17 protein-coding genes are annotated in these 20550 nt (G+C 62.2%); 5 read left to right on the top strand and 12 right to left on the bottom strand.

Annotated features, from left to right (window positions below; genetic code table 11):
- Positions 1 to 6: 6 nt before the first annotated feature.
- From ACIGJE_RS28110 to ACIGJE_RS28090, 5 genes are all read right to left on the bottom strand, one after another.
- A complete protein-coding gene (locus tag ACIGJE_RS28110) occupies positions 7 to 396 on the bottom strand; it encodes a hypothetical protein (protein ID WP_483681022.1) in 390 nt (129 codons plus the stop codon).
- Positions 397 to 1968: 1572 nt separating this feature from the next.
- Positions 1969 to 3459 carry a hypothetical protein gene (locus ACIGJE_RS28105; RefSeq protein ID WP_415084573.1) on the bottom strand — a complete coding sequence of 497 codons (1491 nt, stop codon included), beginning with the start codon at positions 3457 to 3459 and terminating at the stop codon, positions 1969 to 1971.
- Positions 3460 to 3468: 9 nt separating this feature from the next.
- The gene (locus tag ACIGJE_RS28100; protein WP_415084571.1) at positions 3469 to 4782 is read right to left on the bottom strand and encodes an HlyD family type I secretion periplasmic adaptor subunit; all 1314 of its coding nucleotides are present in this window, start codon (positions 4780 to 4782) and stop codon (positions 3469 to 3471) included.
- A 10-nt stretch (positions 4783 to 4792) separates the two neighbouring features.
- Positions 4793 to 6505, bottom strand: a complete 1713-nt coding sequence (locus tag ACIGJE_RS28095; protein ID WP_311944898.1) for a type I secretion system permease/ATPase — start codon at positions 6503 to 6505, stop codon at positions 4793 to 4795.
- A 260-nt stretch (positions 6506 to 6765) separates the two neighbouring features.
- Entirely contained in the window at positions 6766 to 7023 is a 258-nt protein-coding gene (locus tag ACIGJE_RS28090) for a hypothetical protein (RefSeq protein ID WP_311944900.1), read from the bottom strand.
- A gap of 764 nt (positions 7024 to 7787) precedes the next feature.
- On the opposite strand from ACIGJE_RS28090, the gene ACIGJE_RS28085 reads away from it, so the two are divergent.
- Positions 7788 to 8798, top strand: a complete 1011-nt coding sequence (locus tag ACIGJE_RS28085) for a helix-turn-helix transcriptional regulator (RefSeq protein WP_311944901.1) — start codon at positions 7788 to 7790, stop codon at positions 8796 to 8798.
- A gap of 246 nt (positions 8799 to 9044) precedes the next feature.
- On the opposite strand, the gene ACIGJE_RS28080 is transcribed toward ACIGJE_RS28085, so the two are convergent.
- Positions 9045 to 9236, bottom strand: coding sequence for a hypothetical protein (locus ACIGJE_RS28080; protein ID WP_311944902.1), 192 nt, complete (start codon positions 9234 to 9236; stop codon positions 9045 to 9047).
- Between the two features lie 433 nt (positions 9237 to 9669).
- On the opposite strand from ACIGJE_RS28080, the gene ACIGJE_RS28075 reads away from it, so the two are divergent.
- Entirely contained in the window at positions 9670 to 9951 is a 282-nt protein-coding gene (locus tag ACIGJE_RS28075; RefSeq protein WP_311944904.1) for a hypothetical protein, read from the top strand.
- Between the two features lie 332 nt (positions 9952 to 10283).
- Here ACIGJE_RS28075 and ACIGJE_RS28070 read toward each other — a convergent pair whose 3' ends face one another.
- The gene (locus ACIGJE_RS28070) at positions 10284 to 10706 is read right to left on the bottom strand and encodes a hypothetical protein (protein WP_483681019.1); all 423 of its coding nucleotides are present in this window, start codon (positions 10704 to 10706) and stop codon (positions 10284 to 10286) included.
- A gap of 631 nt (positions 10707 to 11337) precedes the next feature.
- On the opposite strand from ACIGJE_RS28070, the gene ACIGJE_RS28065 reads away from it, so the two are divergent.
- Both ACIGJE_RS28065 and ACIGJE_RS28060 read left to right on the top strand, forming a co-directional pair.
- Positions 11338 to 13002: an OFA family MFS transporter gene (locus ACIGJE_RS28065; protein WP_483681017.1), complete on the top strand. Its 1665-nt coding sequence runs from the start codon at positions 11338 to 11340 to the stop codon at positions 13000 to 13002.
- 108 nt (positions 13003 to 13110) lie between these two features.
- Positions 13111 to 13359, top strand: a complete 249-nt coding sequence (locus ACIGJE_RS28060) for a hypothetical protein (protein ID WP_311944907.1) — start codon at positions 13111 to 13113, stop codon at positions 13357 to 13359.
- 30 nt (positions 13360 to 13389) lie between these two features.
- Here ACIGJE_RS28060 and ACIGJE_RS28055 read toward each other — a convergent pair whose 3' ends face one another.
- From ACIGJE_RS28055 to ACIGJE_RS28035, 5 genes are all read right to left on the bottom strand, one after another.
- Positions 13390 to 14196: a family 1 encapsulin nanocompartment shell protein gene (locus ACIGJE_RS28055; protein ID WP_483681015.1), complete on the bottom strand. Its 807-nt coding sequence runs from the start codon at positions 14194 to 14196 to the stop codon at positions 13390 to 13392.
- Positions 14189 to 15262: a Dyp-type peroxidase gene (locus ACIGJE_RS28050; RefSeq protein ID WP_483681013.1), complete on the bottom strand. Its 1074-nt coding sequence runs from the start codon at positions 15260 to 15262 to the stop codon at positions 14189 to 14191. The genes ACIGJE_RS28055 and ACIGJE_RS28050 overlap by 8 nt, the downstream gene beginning before the upstream one ends.
- A gap of 417 nt (positions 15263 to 15679) precedes the next feature.
- The gene (locus tag ACIGJE_RS28045) at positions 15680 to 16096 is read right to left on the bottom strand and encodes an organic hydroperoxide resistance protein (protein WP_311943425.1); all 417 of its coding nucleotides are present in this window, start codon (positions 16094 to 16096) and stop codon (positions 15680 to 15682) included.
- 189 nt (positions 16097 to 16285) lie between these two features.
- Entirely contained in the window at positions 16286 to 17605 is a 1320-nt protein-coding gene (locus ACIGJE_RS28040) for an ATP-binding protein (RefSeq protein ID WP_483681011.1), read from the bottom strand.
- Positions 17602 to 18342, bottom strand: a complete 741-nt coding sequence (locus ACIGJE_RS28035; RefSeq protein WP_068287811.1) for a response regulator — start codon at positions 18340 to 18342, stop codon at positions 17602 to 17604. The genes ACIGJE_RS28040 and ACIGJE_RS28035 overlap by 4 nt, the downstream gene beginning before the upstream one ends.
- Before the next feature lie 418 nt (positions 18343 to 18760).
- On the opposite strand from ACIGJE_RS28035, the gene ACIGJE_RS28030 reads away from it, so the two are divergent.
- Positions 18761 to 20533, top strand: coding sequence for a cytochrome c biogenesis protein DipZ (locus tag ACIGJE_RS28030; RefSeq protein WP_483681196.1), 1773 nt, complete (start codon positions 18761 to 18763; stop codon positions 20531 to 20533).
- Positions 20534 to 20550: the final 17 nt, after the last annotated feature.

Raw genomic sequence — 20550 nt, 5'->3', positions numbered from 1 at the left:
CGCCGGTCAGGCCGCCGACCGTGCCACCGATCCCGCCCGTGAGGCCGCCGACCACCGCCGAGCGTGCCGCCAGGCCGCCCTCGCCACCGATGCGACCCGACACCCGCCAATCGCGCCGGTCAGGCCGCCGACCGCGCCACCGATCCCGCCCGTGAGGCCGCCGACCGCAACCGCCCAGCGCGCCGCCGAGGCCGCCCTCGCCACCAATGCCACCCGAGCACCGCGCATCGCGCCGGTCAGGCCGCCGACCGTGCCACCGATACCGCCCGTGAGACCACCTACCGCACCGCCGAGCGTGCTGCCAGGCTGGCCCTCGCCACCAATGCCACCGATACCGCCAATCGCGCCGGTCAGGCCGCCGACGACACCGCCAAGCGTGCCACCGATCCCGCCCACCGGAGACGCTCACCGCCAGCTGACACACCACCGCCAGCCGAGGCGCCACTACCAATTGAAGATCTCCGCCAACCTTACCTCCGACGGATGGTCCACGGCCGGTCGTTTTTGCCACCGACTGATGCTTCGCCGCCAGCCGAGGCACCGGCACTGACCAGCGCCATGGACGGCCCGCGACCGGTCGTTTTGCCACCAACTCGCCGCTTCGCCGCCAGCCGAGGCACCGGCACTGACCTGCTGCCGCCCCACGGATGGCCCGCGACCGGTCGTTTTGCCACCGACTCGCTGCTTCGCCGCCAGCCGAGGCACCGGCACTGACCTCGCCGCCCACGGACGGTCCGCGGCCGGCCGTTTTGCCGCCGACTGATGCTTTGCCGCCAGCCGAGGCACCGGCACTGACCTTGCCGCCCACGGACGGCCCGCGACCGGTCGTTTTGCCACCGACTGAAGCTTTGCCGCCAGCCGAAGCACCGGCACTGACCTTGCCGCCCACGGACGGTCCGCGACCGGCCGCTTTGCCGCCGACCGACGCTTTGCCACCGACTGAAGCACCGGCACTGGCCTTGCCGCCGACGGATGGTCCGCTGCCGGTCGCTTTGCCACCGACTGATGCTTTGCCGCTAACCGAAGCGCCACCACTGGCCTTGCCGCCGACTGAAGCACCGGCGCTGGCCCTGCCGCCGACGGATGGTCCGGCGCCAGTCGCTTTGCCACCGACTGAAGCGCCACCGCCAACAGATAGCCCACCACCCGTTGAGCGGCCGCCCACCGAGGCTCCACCAAGCCCCCCACCCGAACCGCCCAGACCGCCGGATGAGCCACCGCCCACTCCGAGTCCGGCGGCACTGGCCTCGTCTCCATGAGAGACGAATGCCGACAGCAGTGCAATCGTTGCGGTGGACAGGAAGAAGTGAGAACGCCTGCTGATCCTAGACATGGTACGTACTCCTGCTAGTGCCTCTTGTTATCTTCCGCAGTACCAACGGTTGACGCTGTCCGCCGGCGGGGGTCTCGTAAAAGAAAGTCGACTAAATTCTGACCGGCTCGAGCAGATGAAGCCGGCATAGTTGAGCTTTGCCGCGTTCGTCGCTTCCTCAACGAAATTGCGCACACGATAACGCTCACGGCTCGCCACCTTGGCAAACCGAATGAACAGTTCACTTCAAAAAGCCTCTGTAGTTTATGTCGGAGCCGGATCGCTCTATTGCGATCTACGCAAGAACGCCGAGATTCTTAAGTCTTGGCGATTCCTATTCCATATAATCAATCATATGGATCTCCGATTTTGACGGATTTCCCTGCAACGTTACTCAACCTTGTCACATATGCAGGGCGACGTCATTGTCTATTCCCTAGAAGTATTGACTGAAACGGTTCTCTCATCTGCACCCATATCCAGGGCATGAAACATCGTTCGCACGAACCGAATTCGGCCCCGAAGCGCAGTTCATTGGCAATCGACGACGTCCGTCTGCAGTGCTCTGGCCGATGCACACATCGGCCATCAAGCCATCAGCAGACGTGCAACCGGGATGACCGTGTATCCGAAAGCATCATCCCACACCGCCGCAATCAAGCAGCGTGGTGGGTCGAAGCGTGGTGTGAATGATCCGTATCGGTATGCCCATCATCATCGATGAATGGCTGGCCGACAAAAGTGAGTATCGGAGTGAGAGCATGGGCGACCCCTTCCGTGATCTGTAGTGCCGCATGTGTCGCAGCGAACATATCAGTCGGCGTCTCCGCCGCCGCATGTGTCGTCGCTGCAGCAGTTTCCGTTGCCGAGACCGATTCCGTTGCGGGGGCCGGGGTGCTTTCATGCGCGGCCGTTGCTACGGGACTCGTGCTGTTATGGCTGCCATTGTTGGGCTGACTTGACGGATCGTCATGGCCGCCAGTCAGGCCGGAAAGGACCCCGCCACTACCAAGGAGGCCGCCGACGATGCCATCCTTACCAACCACGCCATCCAGGCCTTCTTTGCCGGCATCGGCCAGGCCATCAAGGTTATTGCTATCATGATGGCCGCCATTGTCGGTCGACTGGCTTGGCGTTTCGTCCTGGCTGCCGGTCAAGCCGGCAAGAACCCCGCCACTGCCGAGGATGCTGCCGACGAGGCCATCTTTGCCAACCACGCCATCCAGGCCATCTTTGCCGGTATCGGCCAAGGCATGGAGAATATTGCCGTCATCGCCGCCCACCAAACTGGTAACCTTGGTCACGACGGTATCCAGGCTATTGCCGGGATCGACCAGACCCTTGATGATGTTGCCGTCATCGCCGATCAAACTGCCGATGATGCCATCCGGGCCCAAAACCTCTTTCACCGTCTCGCCGATATCCAGCGAGACGGGTAGCACGCCGTTATCTCCAAGCAGGTCATGTACGACGTCAGTGACCGGCTCCAATACTTGTCCGACGGGAGCCAGAGCCTCCGCGAGTGGACCGGTGACGGCCAGGCTGACCGGCTCCAATATGTGTTCGACGGGAGTCAAAGCCTCAGCGAGCAGGCCAGTAACGGCCGATATCGGGTGCGTCACTGCAGCTAATCCGCCTTCTCCCGAACTGGAGTGGGATAGCGTTGCCGACAGGGCGTCATCCGCCAGTGCAGTCCCGATCAATGCGCCGGCTGCGTAACTTCCTGCACTTCCATGCGCAGCTGCAGCCGATGCGTGCGCGGATTCCGCCCCCCGCGGCAAACCATCGGGGGAGTTCTCTGAAGGGGGAGAGCTTGCCGCCTGCACATTGACCTCGCCGCCATTTGTGGCGGCCGGTCCATTATTCGCCTCGTTGTGAATTGGGTGATCAGCCGTTGCCGAGTGATCGACGCCGGCCTTGGCCTGTTCCGCAGCAGCGGTGGTATCCGACACACGACGATCGTCATGTGACAAACCGGATTTGGGGTCTGAATTGGCCGCGGCCTGCTCGGACTCGAGCAGCGCAATCCCCAATCCCACGGCGCCCGCCGCAAGCGCAAAATTCAGCGGATTGTCCGCGTTGCCGGTTTTCGCCTTGGTATCCGAACGGCGGCCTTTGAGATCGTTCAACTTCTCCAGGTATACCATGGCAGATCCTCACTTTTCTCGAAACGCGTGTCCCACTTCATCAAGAAGCGGTCCAAGCAGATACCCAATCAGGGTTCGCGACCCGTTCGTGACAACGACTTCGGCCGGCATTCCTGCTTGCAAGGAAACTGCCGACTTGCTGAGATCATCGGGATTGATCTTGGCGCGGATGGCAAAATAGCTACGCCCAGTCCGCGAATCCGTGATTTTGTCCGCAGAAACGCTGATTATTTCGCCCTGTAGCGGCGGGCGCTCATTTCTGGGCACACCCGTCAGCCAGATGCTGGCTGTCGCGCCTGTCTTGACGCCGTTGATGTCGGAAAGCGGCAACTGGGCCTCGACAATGAACGGATTGTCAGCGGGAACGACGTCCATCAGCTTTTGCCCAGCCTGAACCACCCCACCTTCCGTGAACACCGACAAATCGACGATCGAACCGCTGACGGGCGATTTGATCACCGTTCGGTTCACCACATCCTGCGCCGCCTTGAGTTTCGGCAATGCCTCCGCCAGCGAAGACTGGGTTGTCCGGATCTGATCGACGATCTCGTTGATGCGCTGGCGGTCCAATTTGGCAATGGCGAGTTCAGCCTCGCCGGTTTCCTGCATTGCCGTGGCAATATCGGCCGTGCGCGAGCCTATGTCGGCGAGCATACGGGCCGCCGACCGATCCAGTTCGAGAAGACGCGTCTTGGGCGCAAAGCCTGAGGCCGCCAACTTCTGGACACCTGCCGTCTCTTCCACGAGCGAGGCATTCTGCCTGGAAAGTCCTTCCTTCTGTGCGTTCAGTCCGGCGATCTTCTCGCGAAGCTGGGCCAGCCGGGATACGAGTATGCCCTTCTCGGCCTCATATTGATGTGCCCGCGAAAGCAAGACTGCGGACTCGTTTGCAATTGTCTCTTCCATCGCCCCCGACGAGCGGGCTTCTTTCCGAAACTTCTCCAGGCAACTGGTGTCTTCATTGTCACGTTCACAGAACAGGCGTGCCTGGCGGGCAACCAGGTTCACGACCTCGGCCTGAGCGATGTCGAGCTTTGCCTGGGACTCCGTTCCGTCGAGTTCGATCAGTGGTTGACCTCGTTCGACGCGCTGGCCTTCCGAGACCAGAAGCTTGGAGATGACGCCGCCATAGGGGTGTGCCACCGATTGCCTCTGCGCCTGCACCTGCAGGCTGCCCTCGGCGATCGCCGCGCTCGATAGCGGTGCCACATACCCCCACACGATGACCAGCAGCACGAAGGCCAGCAACGACACCGCACCCCAGACGGCCGGGCGCCACGGATTGCGATAGGTGATGCTGCCAGGAACGGAGATGGCGGTCATGGTCTGTCCCTCACCTCTGCAGAACGGGAGCCGCGAAACTCTGCGGCGGCCCGAGTTTTTCGATTTTGCCGGCATTCAGCACGAGTATGGTATCGACCACGCTGAGAATGGCGGGCTGGTGGGTGACCACGACGACCGCCGTGCCCTGCGCCTTTATGAGGAACAGCGCCTTGCTGAGCGCATGGACGCCTTCCACATCCAGATGCGCATTTGGCTCATCCAGAACCAGCAGCCGCGGCCCCCCCAGCAAGGCCCTGGCCAGGCCGATGCGCTGGCGCTGCCCGCCCGACAGCCCCAGCCCGCCCGGACCGAGCATCGTGTCGTATTGTTTGGGCAAGGCCAGCACCATCTCATGGATGCCCGCAAGCTTCGCCGCCTCCATGATCTGGTCGGTGGAAGTATCTTTAAACCGCGAAATGTTCTCCCGGACACTGCCGGCAAACAACCCGACATCCTGGGGCAGATATCCCGTAATGCGGCCAAATTCCGCCGGATCCCAGTGTGCGTAGTTCAGCCCTCCGAAAGAGATATCGCCTCCAGCCGGCTGAAGGGCTCCGATCAGCAGTTTGGCCAGCGTACTCTTTCCGGAAGCGCTTGCTCCGACAACCGCCAGCGCCTCGCCCTCGCCGATCTTGAAGGACACATCGTCGAGAACGGCCTTCGGCCGCCCCGAAACGCGATATGAGAGGTTCTTCACATCGAGAATCGTTTCGTTGGTCGGCACGATCGTCTTGAGCTCGCTTACCGGGATCTCGTTCAGAAGGTCCCTGATGCGCTGATAGCCGGTCCGGGCTGTCGCTGCCTGTTTCCAAGCGGAAACGGCCTGTTCGACCGGGATGATTGCGCGCCCCATGATGATGCTGGCCGCAAAAATCGTCGCGGGATTGATGGCATGATCGATCGCGAGCCAGGCGCCGGTGCCGAGTATCAGCGATTGAAGCAGCAATCTGGTGAACCGGATGCCGGCCGAGATCAGTGCGTTTCGATCGCTCGCAAAGGCTTGGCTGAAAAGCATTCCAGCCCGGCTGCCCTGCCAGTGGCGCTCGACCGCGGACTCCATCCCCATGGCGCGAATGACATCCGCATGCTGCATGATATTCTCGGTGAAGACGAATGATCGTCTGGCCGCGGCTTGAGCATCATCCATGGGCTTTCGAGTGACGGCCTCGTTCAGAAAGGCGAGTCCCAGCAACAACAATGCGCCAACCGTCGCGACGACGCCCAAAATGGGATGGATGAGATAGAGAAGGATGAGATAAATCGGGATCCAGGGGACATCGAAGGCAAAATGGATACCCGGACCGGTGACGAAGGTGCGGAACTCGTCCAATTCCCGCATCGGCAAGGCGCCAAGGGAATAGCCGTTCCTCGAAGACTTTTGCACGAGCGCGGAAAACACGCGGCTCGCCAGTTTTTCGTCCAGCAGGATCCCGCATCGTGTCAGCATCTGAGCGCGCATGGCGTCCAGGATAGCCATGACAAGCAGCGCGACGATCAAGATGATGGTGAGCATGACGAGCGTCGGGACGCTCTCGCTCCGCAAGACGCGGTTGTATACCTGCATCAAATAAAGAGGCGAGCTGAGATAGAGCAGATTGATCGTGCTCGAAAAGATGCCGACAGCAATGAAATACGGACGAAGTGACCTTACCGCTGCACCGATCTCAGTTTCAGCGCTTTTTTTTGTTGATCGAAACAACGAAGTCGCATCAGCCAAAGACATCACCAAGTCCCTTCATATCTTCCAACAACAACGCGATTGGGACGAAAAGAATTCAGATTTTCCTTGGTAGCGTATTGGTACAATAGAATGATATCTTGCCCGCAACGTTCGTCTTCCGAGTTTGAGGAAAGATCCCAATCAGCCGCTGCGAGGCATGAGGCTCCCCGCAGCGGCTGGTGCTTCTTTGAAGACGCTCAAGCACTTGAAGTCAGCAACGGCCCAACAGCGGCAGCGCCTCTTCAAGCGCACAAGGTGGCCAATCAGGCGACGTGCACGCCGTCGTGAGCCTGCAGCGAGTCCAGCACCAGTGCAGGCGTCAGCGCGATGCCGGTCCAGGCACTGCCGACGAGCATGGCTGCTCCCATGCCAAGATGACCGCCACCTTCCATAAAGTTAAGGTAGGCGTCATCAAAGGTGACCTCACCCGTGTGATTATAGTGATAGTCGTTTGTCTGGACGTTAGTATGGCCTGTAGTTGTCGTAGCGGTTTGGGTGCCGCCGAACAAGAAATCAAGCATCGGAAGTCTCCTCTGAGTTTACTTCAGGCGATATGAGCGTCGCATATACCCAAAAGGAGTCAACGCTCGATGCCTGATTTCGGACTTTGCGCAAACGATTCCAGACAATAGTCAAAGATGGGCGGTGGGCGCTGGCGACGAGGATGTCCGCGATGAAACCCGCTCGCGGCACTGTCGGCGGCGGCCGCTGCCTCCGTCACATGCCGCGGCCAGCGCGAATGCCTGAGGCGATGTCTGCCGGTTCCGCCCCCGTCCAGCGAGGCCATCGCTCCATGGCCGGCCTTGCTTGGGTCATGCCTGGCCTCGGGCGTTGTGCTGCACATCGCAAGCGCCCCGACGGGAAAGCCCCGGTCAATATGGCAACCACAGCGCCCACGATGGCAGCCGTGGATACGGATGGCACTGCCGATCGACAATAAAAACGGTACTAAAATACCATAATCCGGCCTGCAACATGGCCTTGGGCTACGAAAAGCGAACGTTCCGGCAGAAATCGCTGGCAGCCCAGCGCTGAAGCAGCTAACCTACCCCAACGGTAAAGTCGCGCTTACGCCGAGAACCCTTAGTGAAAATCTTACGACAATAAGTCTCACAAATGGGAAACCTTGGCCAATTTCATATCCATCTTAACCATGCGACCAAACGTCAGATAGAAACTTAATAAAAATCTTCTATGTGAGAGAGCGGAGTGGGAATTGGTTTGATCTGTCTGGAATGATCCTCCGGCAAGATTGGCCGGTTGGATTCAATGCAGTGAGGTTGCAATGACGACCCCTCAGGTTCACCCGCTCGCCCAAGAAATCTCTCGGCAGCAAAGCTTTTGTGCGATGTCATCGGCACAGAACCTTCTGATCGAGCACGAGGCTGATACCTCCTCGAACGAGTTCCCACTGGAGGAAACTCACAGTTTCGGCGACCTCGAATCCTGCCGCACTCTCCGGACGAGCGCCGGTCGAAATTGGGGCAACATATATATTTCCAAACAGATTGAAGATCCCAACGAGGGCACCTTCCGAGCGAGCCCGCACCTTCTGGTCAGCCTGACGAGATCCGGCTCCACGCGGCTGATTTGCAATGTCCAATCGCAGGAATACAAGGCCTATCTTCATCCTGGCCAGTTGAACATTCTGGCACCGAACCAACCGGTCCGGCTGAAGTGGGACAGACGTGTTCACACCACCCATCTTTATCTGAGAAACTCGCTGTTGAGCGAGATCGCGGGTGAGATGACGCAAAACCGCATGACGTCCATCGACGTCATCGGCAGGCTGGCTTTCATGGATCCCCTGCTCGAGGGATTGGTCACAGCCATCGATGACGCAATGGAGCTGGAACTGGAAGGAATCCAGCCTTACGTCGAACATCTCGCACGCGCGGCGGCCTGCCACGTGCTGCGCAAATATTCGAATCTGCGATCGCCACAACCTTCGGAAGACACCTCCGGAGAGCTTACCAAGAGTCAGATCGCACGCTTTCGCGAGATGGTCGAAAGCCGCATGAGCCAGAAGCTGACACTGACCGACCTGGCCGAGGGCAGCGGATTGTCGACCGGCCATTTCGCTCATCTGTTCAAGCAAGCCACCGGCACGACGCCTTACCAATATCTTCTGCATAGCCGAATCCAGCGTGCGCGCTATCTGCTGGCAAAGACAGCGATGCCCGTGGTGCGGGTCGCCGCAGAATGCGGATTTTCCGATCACGTGCACTTCACAAGGGTGTTCTCGAAGACAGTTGGTCAACCGCCGGCGACTTTCCGCAAACTTGCCATCGACTGAACAGAGGCGTGCGGCGAAATACGGTCGGCAGATCGATCGGCCGGCATGTAAAGATATCGGCCGGATCGTCCATACCCGCCCTCTAGCATCGTATCTGCCCCTATCCCGGTCGAAAGAGACCCGCGAGGGCAGATATCCGGAGCAGCCAGCCGCCGGTCGTGATAGATCATCGCGGCAACAGGTCACGCCGAGTTTTCTTCCAAGATTCAGTCGTCACAATGCAGCCCGGCCTCCAAGGCGCCGCAGCTAGCCCTCGCCGTTGACGTGGCTTCCTGTTGGCTTGGCTTTCAACGGCTCCGCCGTCTCGCTGAGCCTGATCTGCTCGCCCGCCTCGACCGGGCCGACGATGGAAGCGCCTTGCTCATCGGGATTGAGAAGGCCGTTGCTCCCCCACGCAACAGAAATGCCAATACTCGAACTCCGGATCGCACGATCCAACCGGTCGCCCTGTCGCTGGTCCTGCCGATACGTGCCCTCAGGCCTCGCAATGATGCGGCATCAAGCGCTCCCGCAACGTCGCAAACAATCTGTCGCCGACAACGATATTACCGCTTTTGAGTAGCGAAATCCCGTCCGGCACCGACTTATGGATAGGCGATAATCCACAATTTCAGGTGGCACTTGCCGGCTTTCCGCCGCAATCTAGGGCTTAGTAGAGGAGCGATTTGAAGTGATGTGTCGCCGCGCCCCAGCCGATCCGAAACTCGCGGCGCCGAAGAACGGTTCTCCAGGAAATGCTGCACGGCCCGACTTCGCCGTCAGGCCCAATTTCCCGGCGGGAGGTTCGAAATTTGCAGGCACTTTCTATTCCGTTTCCTTCTGTCTCGATTGAAGCAGACACCGAACTATTAGGAAGGAGGAAGGAACCAAGATGACGATTCGAGTTATTGCTGCGGCCGCCGGATATTATGTGATTTGGCCACAGCCAGGGAACATGCGGGGCTTTGGCCGTTCGCCTGTTGTTGCTTGGCAGATCACCCTCGACGACGAGGGTCTGGCCAGTTGGTCCGAGCCGGTGGCGGAAGGCGTTATTTGTTCGGAGCCTTATGCGATCTTGTGCCCCGACGGGACAGTGCAGGAATCGGACAGCGGCGTTTTTCACGACAAGATCGAGGATTGGGTGCGCACCCTGCCGCGAAAGATCACGGCATGACCGGAATGTCGATATCTCCGGTCGATTGGGATCGACCAATCTAACACGCCTGCCGTCGAACGGGACAAATCGACGTCCCGAATTTGTCGCGGTTTGGAAGCAAAGACCGGCTGCCCGTCTTGGTGTTGCGTGGGGGATCCTCCGATCCTGCTCCCGCAGAGCCAGGCAGTTGGACTGGAATTTTCCACCCATTGACATGCCTTTCCGACCTCGAGCCAGCGGATGCTGGAGTTTTCCGGGAGCAGGTCGCAGTGTCTCCGCCTCTGGCTTGCAATCGAGCCTTCGTCGGCGACGTCGGCACGGCACCAATTGGAGCTCGTATCGGCCCTGTTTCAGAATAAGCGATCAATTCCGACCACCCCGCCATCGCAGGCGCCATCCGGCTCGATCCCGAGGAATTCCGTTCCCGTCGCATTGCCGATGCCGTCACGGCCGGTCGCCAGCCGAAGGTCGAAAGGCGCAGCCGCACTCGGCAGGTTCAAGATGGCCTTCCATCCTCCCGTCCGCAGACACTCGTCATAGTCTGTTTGGCAGGTCTTGCCGGTCACGGGGATCCTGAACCACTTGCCGTAGGAACCGCCACGCTCGGCAAGTGCCGCATACTCATAGGCGACATCGGTGATGTTTATGACGCACAGCATCCAGGCCGAGCCCCCGGGTGGGGATTTCAGCGGGTCATAGGAATGATCGATATCCGCATCCTGAATGACGAAATTGTCGAGGTTCGCTTTGCTTTGTAGCCGCTGCAATTTCATCGTCTTTCCTCCCGTTCGTCAGAATGTGAATTGCGCGCTCCGGCATTCTGTCACGATTGCCGAGCCCGGCCGCGCCGCGAGTCCGGGCGGAGCGGCTGACAAAGGCCGGCATTGTTGCCTTGCCGGTCGCAAAGCAACACGCATGCCAAAACAAAAACGGTGGGAGATCCGAGCTTTTGCCACGCAGGGGTCTCCCAATTTCAGACAAATTGTCAGCCCCGGCGTGGACAAAACGTCCAAACACATCGCGATGACAGTGCTCGCTGCCGGCACACGACTCGCCCGCATCGAGCGACCCACCGCGGCACTGGTCCGCGGCTTTCGGCGCTTTTAAGGCCTGGCGACTATAAGGCTTGGCGACACCCGTATTTGCACTAGGACCGCCATGGTTGGCGATCGCACGCAAACGCGGCCCGGCCGGACATTTTGTTCACCGTCTCGGACAGATTGCCCGCAATCGCCGGCCTCCGGCCCCGTAATCCATTGATATTGCTCACCATGTTGGATGGCACGCGTCTTGCTGACGCCATGCCAACGGCTTTGAGCCGAGCACCAGCCCCGCCAAACGATGGGCCGGATCACATCGACAAACACAGCCGACGGGATGCTGAGAAGACAGGGCGGAATTATCATGACAACGGATGTGGACACACCGGATGACGTATTGTCTGCGCCACGAAAAGCCGGATTTCTCGATCGGCAAAGGATCATCGCCAGGCCGGGCTTCAATCGCTGGATGGTGCCACCTGCGGCGTTGGCCATTCATCTGTGTATCGGTATGGCCTACGGCTTCAGCGTGTTCTGGCTGCCGCTCTCGCAGGCCCTTGGTCCCGCCCCGTCGGCTCGATGTCCTGATCTGAGCCTCGTGGCCGCCTTGTTTACCACGAACTGCAACTGGCGCGTGTCGGATCTGGGCTGGATCTACACGCTGTTCTTCGTGCTGCTCGGCTGCTCGGCGGCCATTTGGGGCGGCTGGCTGGAAAGAGCCGGCCCGCGCAAGGCCGGGGTGGTATCCGCCCTGTGCTGGTGCGGCGGCATGCTGCTGGCCGCAGTCGGCGTCATCTTCCACCAATTGTGGCTGATGTGGCTCGGTGCGGGCGTCATTGGCGGCATCGGGCTGGGCCTTGGCTATATCTCGCCGGTCTCGACCCTCATCAAATGGTTCCCGGACCGGCGCGGCATGGCAACCGGCATGGCGATCATGGGTTTTGGCGGCGGCGCCATGATCGGCGCTCCGCTCGCCAATCTCCTGATGGGCGCCTTCAAGACAACGGACAGCATCGGCGTCTGGCAGACCTTCGTCGTCATGGCCACGATCTATTTTGCCTTCATGATGGCCGGCGCGCTGGGCTACCGGATTCCGCCGCCGGGATGGCGCCCCGAGGGTTGGTCCCCGCCCTCCGCGGCCGGGCGCTCCATGATCACCACCCGCCACGTCCACCTGAGGAACGCCCACAAGACCAGGCAGTTCTGGCTGATCTGGCTGGTGCTGTGTCTCAACGTGTCGGCGGGCATCGGGGTGATCGGCATGGCCTCGCCCATGCTGCAGGAGATCTTCGGCGGCCGGCTGCTCGGTCTGCCGGACCTGAGCTTCGACAAGCTCTCCCCCGATCAAAAAGTCGCGATCGCGGCGATAGCCGCCGGATTTGCTGGACTGCTTTCTCTGTTCAACATCGGCGGCCGTTTCTTCTGGGCATCGCTTTCGGACAAGATTGGCCGGAAGAACACCTATTACGTCTTTTTCCTGCTTGGCATCGCGCTTTATGCGGCAGCACCATCCGCGGCGCATTCCGGCAGCCAGCTCCTGTTCGTGGCGATCTTCTGCGTCATCGTCTCCATGTATGGCGGGGGATTTGCGGCCGTACCGGCCTATCTCGCCGACATTTTCGGGACGCAATTCGTCGGTGCCATCCATGGCCGGCTGCTGACGGCCTGGGCGACGGCCGGCATATTCGGGCCGGTGATCGTCAACTACATACGCGAATTCCAGCTGGCGGCCGGCGTGTCACGCGCGCAAGTCTATGATTTCACCATGTACATTCTCGCCGGGATGCTGGCGCTCGGCCTGATTGCCAATACATTAGTGCGACCATTGGCCGACAAGTGGTTCATGTCAGAGGCCGAGGTTGCAGCCCTTCAGGATGCGCCCGCCTCTGGCCAGAACGGCACGACCGGGTCCTTCGGGATCGGCAAGGGCGGCTTGGACGGCAAAGCCCTGCTCGCCTGGGCCGCTGTCGCCATCCCGATTTTCTGGGGTCTTTGGGTCACGCTCAAGAGCGTCATTGCGTTGTTCTGACGCCTGGCGGCATTCTCGGCCGCCGGGATGGCGGTGGAAGGGGGGGCCCGACCAGATCATCCGCGGTGGTCGAGCCGACGCGGGGCAACACCATAGGGGGAGCTTAGCATGGCGGAAGTCAAATGGCTGAAGGACAACGAATACCCCACGCAGCGGGGGGACTGGGTCCTGATCACCAGACAAGGCCCGGTCTGGTCGATCAACAGCGCCACATCCACCGGCGACAGCGTGCCCTCCGTCCCGATCGGGGCCTTCCATTTATTGAACGATCTGCTCGCCTGCACGATCAGATGGGCCGACCGAGCAGGCATTGACTGGATCTATATCCGCCCGGGCGACGATTTTGCGCATTTTTGAGAGCCGCATGGCCCTCGGATGGAACCCGCCCTATTTCTTGGCGTGCAGGAGGGCGACGGCGGCTTCCGCCGTGAGCAGGCGGAAGGTCAGGCTTTCCTGGAAATAGAGCTGCACCGCCGTTGCCGAATGGCTGGCATAGCCGATGGAGATGTCCTGGCCCACGCAGAGTTCGAAATCCCCGCCCCGTGTCGTCAGCACCAGCCCGCCCTCGATCGCAGGGGCCCAGATCACCGGCCCGTCCACCAGGCGCTCGACATGGTGGAACACCGGATAGCCGTCATCGCTGCCCCCGGCCGCCGCCGTATAGGCATCGCCCCCCAGCACCAGCGCATAGGGGCCCTCCACACCCGCCAGCCGCAACTGGCTCACCGCCTGCGCCACCACGTCCGGATAGGCCTTCACCTGGGCCGGAAGCGTCAGCGCCGGGTTGCTGAGACCCGGGCGGATGCCCCCGATCCCGGCCGCGGCAAAGCCGTCGAACACCGCCCGATCCTCGGCAAAGGCCAGCTTGCGCGCCGCCTCCTTCAGCGGCGACCAGTCCGAGTCGAGCGCCCCCCGCTCCACATCGTCGATCGCCGAGCGGGCGAGCTCGAAGCCCACGCGCAGCTCGACCAGCGCCTGCACCTCCCGCTGCACCGCCTCGATGCCCTCGCCAGGCCCGGCAAGCGGGCGCACATGCCCGGTTCCCACCGCCGAGGCCGCCAGGCCCTGCGGGCCCTCCAGGTCGACCACACGCCGCGCCGCCAGATGACGCTTGAGGGTGCGCGCCGCCTCTTCCTCGATCTGCCCCCACGCAGTCTCGGAGATCGGTGCCAGCTCCCGATGGAGATTATTCATGGTCTGCCTTCCTCTTGAGCGATCCAATGCCGAGCGAACCATCGCCGCCGGACGGGCGTAAGCCGGGACTTGCCGCCGCCTCGGGCTCCGGCGGGGCCGCCTCGCCCGCTGCCGGTGCGCCGGCAGCGGCCGCCACATCGTCCAGGAACGTCGCCGAGGGCACGAAGAACAGCGAACCCGTCACCGCCCGGCTGAAATCCAGCAGCCGGTCGTAATTGCCCGGCGGGCGCCCGACGAACATGTTCTCCAGCATCTGCTCGATCCGGCGGGGCGAACGCGCATAGCCGATGAAATAGGTGCCGAACTCGCCCTTGCCCGCATCCCCGAACGGCATGTTGTCGCGCAGGATCTCCACCGCCTCGCCATTCTCCTCGATCGAGGTCAGGACATTGTGGGCATAGGGCGCCTTGAGCGCATCCTCCTGCTCGATGTCCGACAGCTTGGCACGCCCGATGATCTTCTCCTGCATCTCCACCGGCAGCCGGTTCCAGCCCGCCAGGTCATGCAGGTATTTCTGCACGATCACATAGCTGCCGCCGGCAAAGGCCGCATCCTCCCCGCCGATCAGGGTGGCATCCACCGCCGCCTGCTCGACCGGGTTCTCGGTGCCGTCGACAAAGCCGATCAGGTCGCGGTCGTCGAAATATTTGAAGCCGTGCACCTCGTCCACATTGGCCGCCGCCTCCCCGATCCGCGCCATGATCTGCGCCGCCAGTTCGAAGCACAGGTCCATGCGCCGGGCGCGGATGTGAAACAGGATGTCCCCCGGCGTCGACACCGCATGATGCACACCGTGGATCTCGCGGAAAGGGTGCAGCTCCTTCGGCCGGGGCGCCCCGAACAGACGGTCCCACATCTGAGAGCCCAGGCCCATCACGCAGGACAGCCGCCCCTCCAGGTCCCGGAACCCCACAGCCCGCAACAGACCCGACAGATCCGCGCACAACGCCCGGATCGTCCCCTCCGCCTCCGCGCCAGGCTGGACCGTCACCACCAGAAATATCGCACTGCCCGTCAGGGAGGCTACGACAGGCTGCGAAACGATAGAGGGCAAACTCGACTCCATACGGCGGCCATCGCGCGAGCAGGCGATCAAAGACTCAACGGTGACAACTCACCATATCCCGAGCCTTGTGCACAAGCATCCGGAGCGTTTTATGATTTGACGGATTGTGCGAAAGACGAGCACTCCGATCCTTGCCAAACTCGGTCTTGCAAGGACGCCAATGCGTGACCGAGCGGCCCCTCGCGTCACCTGCCGGTCATCGCGGCAGGCCGGGGGCCGGCACTCCTGAAAAGGCCAGCAACCCTGCAAGGGGCGATGGTTCGCTGGAGGCAGGCTCATAGACGCAGGAAGCTGCCAGGATCGCCAGGCCCAGAATGCAAATCGTGATCCGTTTCATTGGAAACCTCGTCGGGCGCGGCAACGCCGCGCCCTGTCGGTTGGAGATGGAAAAGGCGGGCGGGACGAAGAACTCTGCCCTCAGACGAGGGAAAGCTCGACATTGATGTTGCCGCGCGTCGCCTTCGAATAGGGGCAGGTCTGGTGGGCTTCCTCGACAATGGCCTGTGCAAGCTCATGATCGAGGCCCGGCAGGCTGACCTTCAGGCGCGCCTGCAGGAAATAAGCACCGTCGGTGGTGCCGAGATCGACTTCCGCATTCACGGCCGCATCGGTCGGGAGCTTCAGCTTGCGCTTGCCCGCGGCAAGACCCATGGCACCGATGAAGCAGGCCGACCAGCCCGCTGCAAACAACTGCTCGGGATTGGTGCCGGGCTGGCTGCTGCCGGGGGGCGACAGCTTGATGTCGAGCCGGGCATCGTCACTGCGCGCGGCCCCGTCACGACCGCCAGTGGTGTGGGTCCGGCCGGTATAGAGAACCTTGTCGATCTTGGTCATGATACGCTCCTGTCCAGTGGGGTTGTCGATACCGCCCTCTGCGGCATCGGAAAGACCGGCGTGTTTTGGAAGGAGCGTTTGTCCGGCATGTTTCCGAAAAAGCCGGAAATGTAACAGATCGTAGCTTCGGACGAGATCGACATGCTGGCATACCGCAATGCCTGAAAGCCTTGGAAGACACCCAGGCCTTCACCGGATGACGACTTCCGCCGCCAGCCCTCCGCCATCGCGATTGTAGAGTCGGACGGCGCCGCCGAGGGTCCCTGCCAGCTGCTGGGCGATGGCAAGGCCAAGGCCTGTGCCGCCGGTCTCGCGATTGCGCGACTGTTCCAGCCGGAAGAAGGGCTGCATGGCCGCCTTCAGCATGTCTTCGGGGATGCCGGGGCCGCGATCCAGCACCGTGATGATGGTCTTGCCGTCGGCGCTGCGCTCCACGCCGACCTCGGCGGCACCGGCAAATTTCAACGCATTGTCGATGAAATTCGAGAGAATGCGCCGCAGCGCATGCGGCTTGGTGGAAGCGACGCCATCGACATAGCCGACGACGGTCACCGCCTTGCCGGTGTCCTGATAATCATAGGCGATGCTGTCGATGAAGGAGGCGAGATCGATGCGGGCCGCCTTCTCGCCGCTGCTATGCGAGCTGCGCGCATAGGCGATGCCGTCCTGGACCAGGCGTTCGATTTCGCGCAGGTCCCGCACCAGCTTGTCCTTCTCCGGTGAATCGTCGGCCATGTCGGCCCTGAGCCGCATGCGGGTGATCGGCGTTTGCAGGTCATGCGAGATCGCGGCGAGAATCTGGACACGTTCCTCCAGATAATGGGCGATGCGTTCGCGCATCGCATTGAAGGCCCGGGCCGCATGGGCAACCTCGCTTGGTCCGGCCTCGCTGAGCGGAACGCTCTTCCTGGTGGGATCGAGGGCATCGGCGGCGGCCGCCAGGTCGCCGAGCGGGCGGATAGCCTGCCTGACGGCAAACCAGGTGCACAGCAGCAAAAGCGCCATCTGCAGGACCAGGACATAGGGCAGCCAGTCCGCGATCGGCATGACACCGCGCGGCGTGATCTCGATGGTCAGCGGGCTGCCATCGCTCAAGGTCAGATGGGCCTGCAGGTGGTTGCCCTCGCCCGGTATGGCTTCGATGCGCAGCGGGAAACGGGACCCGGCCGCGCTTTCCAGCTTGGCCGCGATTTCCTGGCCATGGCTGGAAGTGTTGGGCACACCGGCCAGGCCGGGCCCCAGGGTGAGGTTGTAATTGCCGCGGCTCAGCCAATCCAGCAACTCCGGCCTTTCGCTCGCCGGCGTCCGATCGAGCACGGCGATCGAGGTCGCGACATCGTTTTCCAGCGTGCGCAGCATCAACGCCTTCGCCGACATATAGCGTTCGGCATAGAGGATGCCGAAGGACAGGCCATAGGCGATCGCCAGACCCGCCAGCAGGATCAGGAACAGTCGGGCGCGAAGGCTCTTGGGCCACCACAGCGGGCGGAACGCGCCATCGACCATCATGACCTGGGCTCCGAGATCTCGACGGGAACGGAGAGAACATAGCCCTCGCTGCGAACCGTCTTGATGTAGGTCGGCTCGCGCGCGTCATCGCCCAGCCGCTGGCGCAGGCGACTGACCAGAAGGTCGATGGAGCGGTCGAACAGGTCGGCATCGCGGCCCTGGGTGAGGTTCAGGAGTTGGTCACGGTTGAGGACACGCTGGGGGTGGTCGATGAAAACGCGCAGCAGCCGGTATTCGGCCCCGCTCAGCGCCACCTCGGTCCCCTGGCTGTCAAGGAGGTGGCGGCCGACGGTGTCGAGCCGCCATTCGCCGAAGGTCAGGAGCTGGCCGGCCTCGCTGATCTGCAGGTTGGGCGGCAGCATCCGGGTTCGTCGCAGGACGGCATTGATGCGCGCCAGGAGTTCGCGGGCGGCGAAGGGCTTGGGCAGATAGTCGTCGGCGCCCATTTCCAGACCGATGATGCGGTCCATCTCGTCGCTGCGGGCCGTCAACATCAGGATCGGTGTCGCCTTGTGCTTTCCGGCCCGCAATTCGCGGCAGAGCACGAGGCCATCCTGACCCGGCATCATCACGTCGAGCACGATCAGGTCGACCGTATTGGCATCGAGGAAGCTGCGCATCTGGCGCCCGTCGGCTGCGACCGACGCACGCAGGCCGTTCTTCTTGAGATAGCTCGACACCAGATCGCGGATTTCGCTGTCGTCATCGACGATCAAGATGTGGTCGACATGTTCCATGCCTGAACTTTCCGTTTTTCGTGCGGTAAGATTACATCGCTGCACCATTACTTCTTCGTTGGCGAGAAAGCTCGCACGAAACGCAGAAATACCCTGCCCTGTCCTCTCCCTTTCGCACCAGACAGAAGAGACATCGCGATGTATCCCCGATATGTCCCCTGCCCGGGGTGATTGCATACGCATGTAGGATCAGCAGCTGCGGATACGTTGCGATACAATCGGGACATCGAGGCGACCGTGACCGCGGCCTCCAAGGCCTTTGTGTCGTTGTGTGGCAAGGCAGGCCTCCTTCTACAATCGGGTACAAGAAGCTGCCGCCATCGACACATCCGAGATACCTCGTCCCTGCCAGATCGGGGCCTTCCTGCCGGCGCCCTACACGACTGGGCACGGCAATCCGATTGCACAGGAGACGATGATGGCCCTGCTTGCCATTGCCTATCTCGGGGGCGTTCTGACCATTCTCAGCCCCTGCATCCTCCCCATCCTTCCTTTCGTGTTTGCCCGGACCGGGCAACCCTTCCTGCGCGGGACGCTGCCCATGCTCATCGGCATGGCCTGCACCTTCGCGCTGGTGGCGACTTTGGCGGCCGTCGGCGGGAGCTGGGCCATCCAGGCCAACGAATTCGGGCGCCTCGCCGCCATCGCGCTTCTTGCCATATTCGGCTTGAGCCTGCTCTCGCCACGTCTCGCCAGTGCGATCAGCTTGCCGATCGTCGACTTCGGCAATCGCCTGCACAGCGCGTCCACGACCTCAGGCAGGTCGACGGCCGCCCGTTCGCTCGTTCTCGGCGTGGCAACGGGCCTGCTCTGGGCGCCCTGTGCCGGCCCGATCCTCGGCCTGGTGCTGACGGGCGCAGCGCTTCAGGGGGCCAATGCCGAGACGACGCTGCTGTTGCTCGCCTATGCCGGCGGCGCCGCCACCTCGCTGGCCGGTGCCCTCCTGGTCGGCGGCAGGCTGCTTGCCGGCATGAAGCGTTCGCTCGGCATCAGCGCGCGCATTCGGCAGGGCCTGGGCATCGCGGTCCTGGCCGGCGTCGGCGTGATCGCCCTCGGCCTCGACACCGGCCTGCTGGCGCGCCTCTCCTATGCCGGGACCGTGAGCATCGAGCAGGCCATCCTCGACAGGCTGCACGTGGATCCGCGGACCGCCATGGCATCCGGTCTCGCCGGCAGCGGCATGCTGATCGCGAGCGCCAACGCGCAGACGCCCTTCCGCAGCACGCTTCCCATCGAGAGCAAGGCCCCGTCGCTCGACGGCGCCGTCGCCTGGCTGAACTCGCCGGCCCTCGACACGGAGCAATTGCGCGGCAAGGTGGTGCTCGTCGATTTCTGGACCTATTCCTGCATCAACTGCATCCGTACCACGCCCTATGTCCGCGCCTGGGCTGAGAGATACAAGGACCAGGGACTGGTGGTCGTTGGCGTGCATGCGCCCGAATTCGCCTTCGAGAAGAAGCTCGACAATGTCAGGCAGGCGGTCGAGGATTTCGGCATCGCCTATCCGGTGGCCGTCGACAACGACTATCGCATCTGGCGCGCCTTCGGGAACAGCTATTGGCCGGCCTTCTATCTGATCGATGCGCGTGGCCAGATCCGCTACCACCATTTCGGCGAGGGCAATTACCGCCAGACCGAGCAGGCGATCCAGGATCTGCTGCGCGAAGCCGGCAGCGACAAGCTGGCGAAAGAAGCGGTCGCACCCACGGCGAAGGGCGCCGAGGCCAGTCCCGATCTGAGCAATCTCGGTTCGCAGGAGACCTATCTCGGCTATGGCCGCGCCGACAATTTCGCCTCGGCGGAACGGGTGTCGCCCGACGCGACCCGCGACTATTCCGTCGCTGATCCCGGGCTCAACCAATGGGGTTTGTCGGGCACTTGGACCGTCGGCGCCGAACGGGCGGTTCTCGACAAGGCAGGCGGCGGCATCACTTATCGCTTCAGCGCCCGTGACCTGCATCTCGTGCTCGGTCCCGGTGCTGCCGGCAAGCCCGTGCGCTTCCAGGTCAGCGTCGACGGCAAGGCTCCCGGTCCCGACCATGGGGCCGATATCGATGCGCAAGGAAACGGCCTGGTCGCCGAAACGCGGCTCTACCAGCTCCTGCGCCAGTCCGGCGGGGTGGCGGCCCGGACTTTCGAGGTCCGCTTTCTCGACCCCGGCGTCGAAGCCTATGCCTTTACCTTCGGATGACGGCTTTCTGGAGCACA

This window comes from Labrys sp. E2SS-1L (genome assembly GCF_057073705.1).
The sequence above is the reverse complement of the archived record's forward strand: the minus strand, read 5'-3'. Positions and strand labels throughout refer to the sequence as shown.

Excerpts from the sequence above, each read along its gene's own strand:
- ACIGJE_RS28085 (WP_311944901.1), top strand. The coding sequence starts at position 7,788 with ATGACGACCCCTCAGGTTCACCCGCTCGCCCAAGAAATCTCTCGGCAG.
- ACIGJE_RS28090 (WP_311944900.1), bottom strand. The coding sequence starts at position 7,023 with ATGCTTGATTTCTTGTTCGGCGGCACCCAAACCGCTACGACAACTACA.
- ACIGJE_RS28075 (WP_311944904.1), top strand. The coding sequence starts at position 9,670 with ATGACGATTCGAGTTATTGCTGCGGCCGCCGGATATTATGTGATTTGG.
- ACIGJE_RS28065 (WP_483681017.1), top strand. The coding sequence starts at position 11,338 with ATGACAACGGATGTGGACACACCGGATGACGTATTGTCTGCGCCACGA.
- ACIGJE_RS28030 (WP_483681196.1), top strand. The coding sequence starts at position 18,761 with ATGGCCCTGCTTGCCATTGCCTATCTCGGGGGCGTTCTGACCATTCTC.
- ACIGJE_RS28060 (WP_311944907.1), top strand. The coding sequence starts at position 13,111 with ATGGCGGAAGTCAAATGGCTGAAGGACAACGAATACCCCACGCAGCGG.
- ACIGJE_RS28055 (WP_483681015.1), bottom strand. The coding sequence starts at position 14,196 with ATGAATAATCTCCATCGGGAGCTGGCACCGATCTCCGAGACTGCGTGG.
- ACIGJE_RS28100 (WP_415084571.1), bottom strand. The coding sequence starts at position 4,782 with ATGACCGCCATCTCCGTTCCTGGCAGCATCACCTATCGCAATCCGTGG.
- ACIGJE_RS28035 (WP_068287811.1), bottom strand. The coding sequence starts at position 18,342 with ATGGAACATGTCGACCACATCTTGATCGTCGATGACGACAGCGAAATC.
- ACIGJE_RS28045 (WP_311943425.1), bottom strand. The coding sequence starts at position 16,096 with ATGACCAAGATCGACAAGGTTCTCTATACCGGCCGGACCCACACCACT.
- ACIGJE_RS28070 (WP_483681019.1), bottom strand. The coding sequence starts at position 10,706 with ATGAAATTGCAGCGGCTACAAAGCAAAGCGAACCTCGACAATTTCGTC.
- ACIGJE_RS28105 (WP_415084573.1), bottom strand. The coding sequence starts at position 3,459 with ATGGTATACCTGGAGAAGTTGAACGATCTCAAAGGCCGCCGTTCGGAT.
- ACIGJE_RS28050 (WP_483681013.1), bottom strand. The coding sequence starts at position 15,262 with ATGGAGTCGAGTTTGCCCTCTATCGTTTCGCAGCCTGTCGTAGCCTCC.
- ACIGJE_RS28095 (WP_311944898.1), bottom strand. The coding sequence starts at position 6,505 with ATGTCTTTGGCTGATGCGACTTCGTTGTTTCGATCAACAAAAAAAAGC.
- ACIGJE_RS28040 (WP_483681011.1), bottom strand. The coding sequence starts at position 17,605 with ATGATGGTCGATGGCGCGTTCCGCCCGCTGTGGTGGCCCAAGAGCCTT.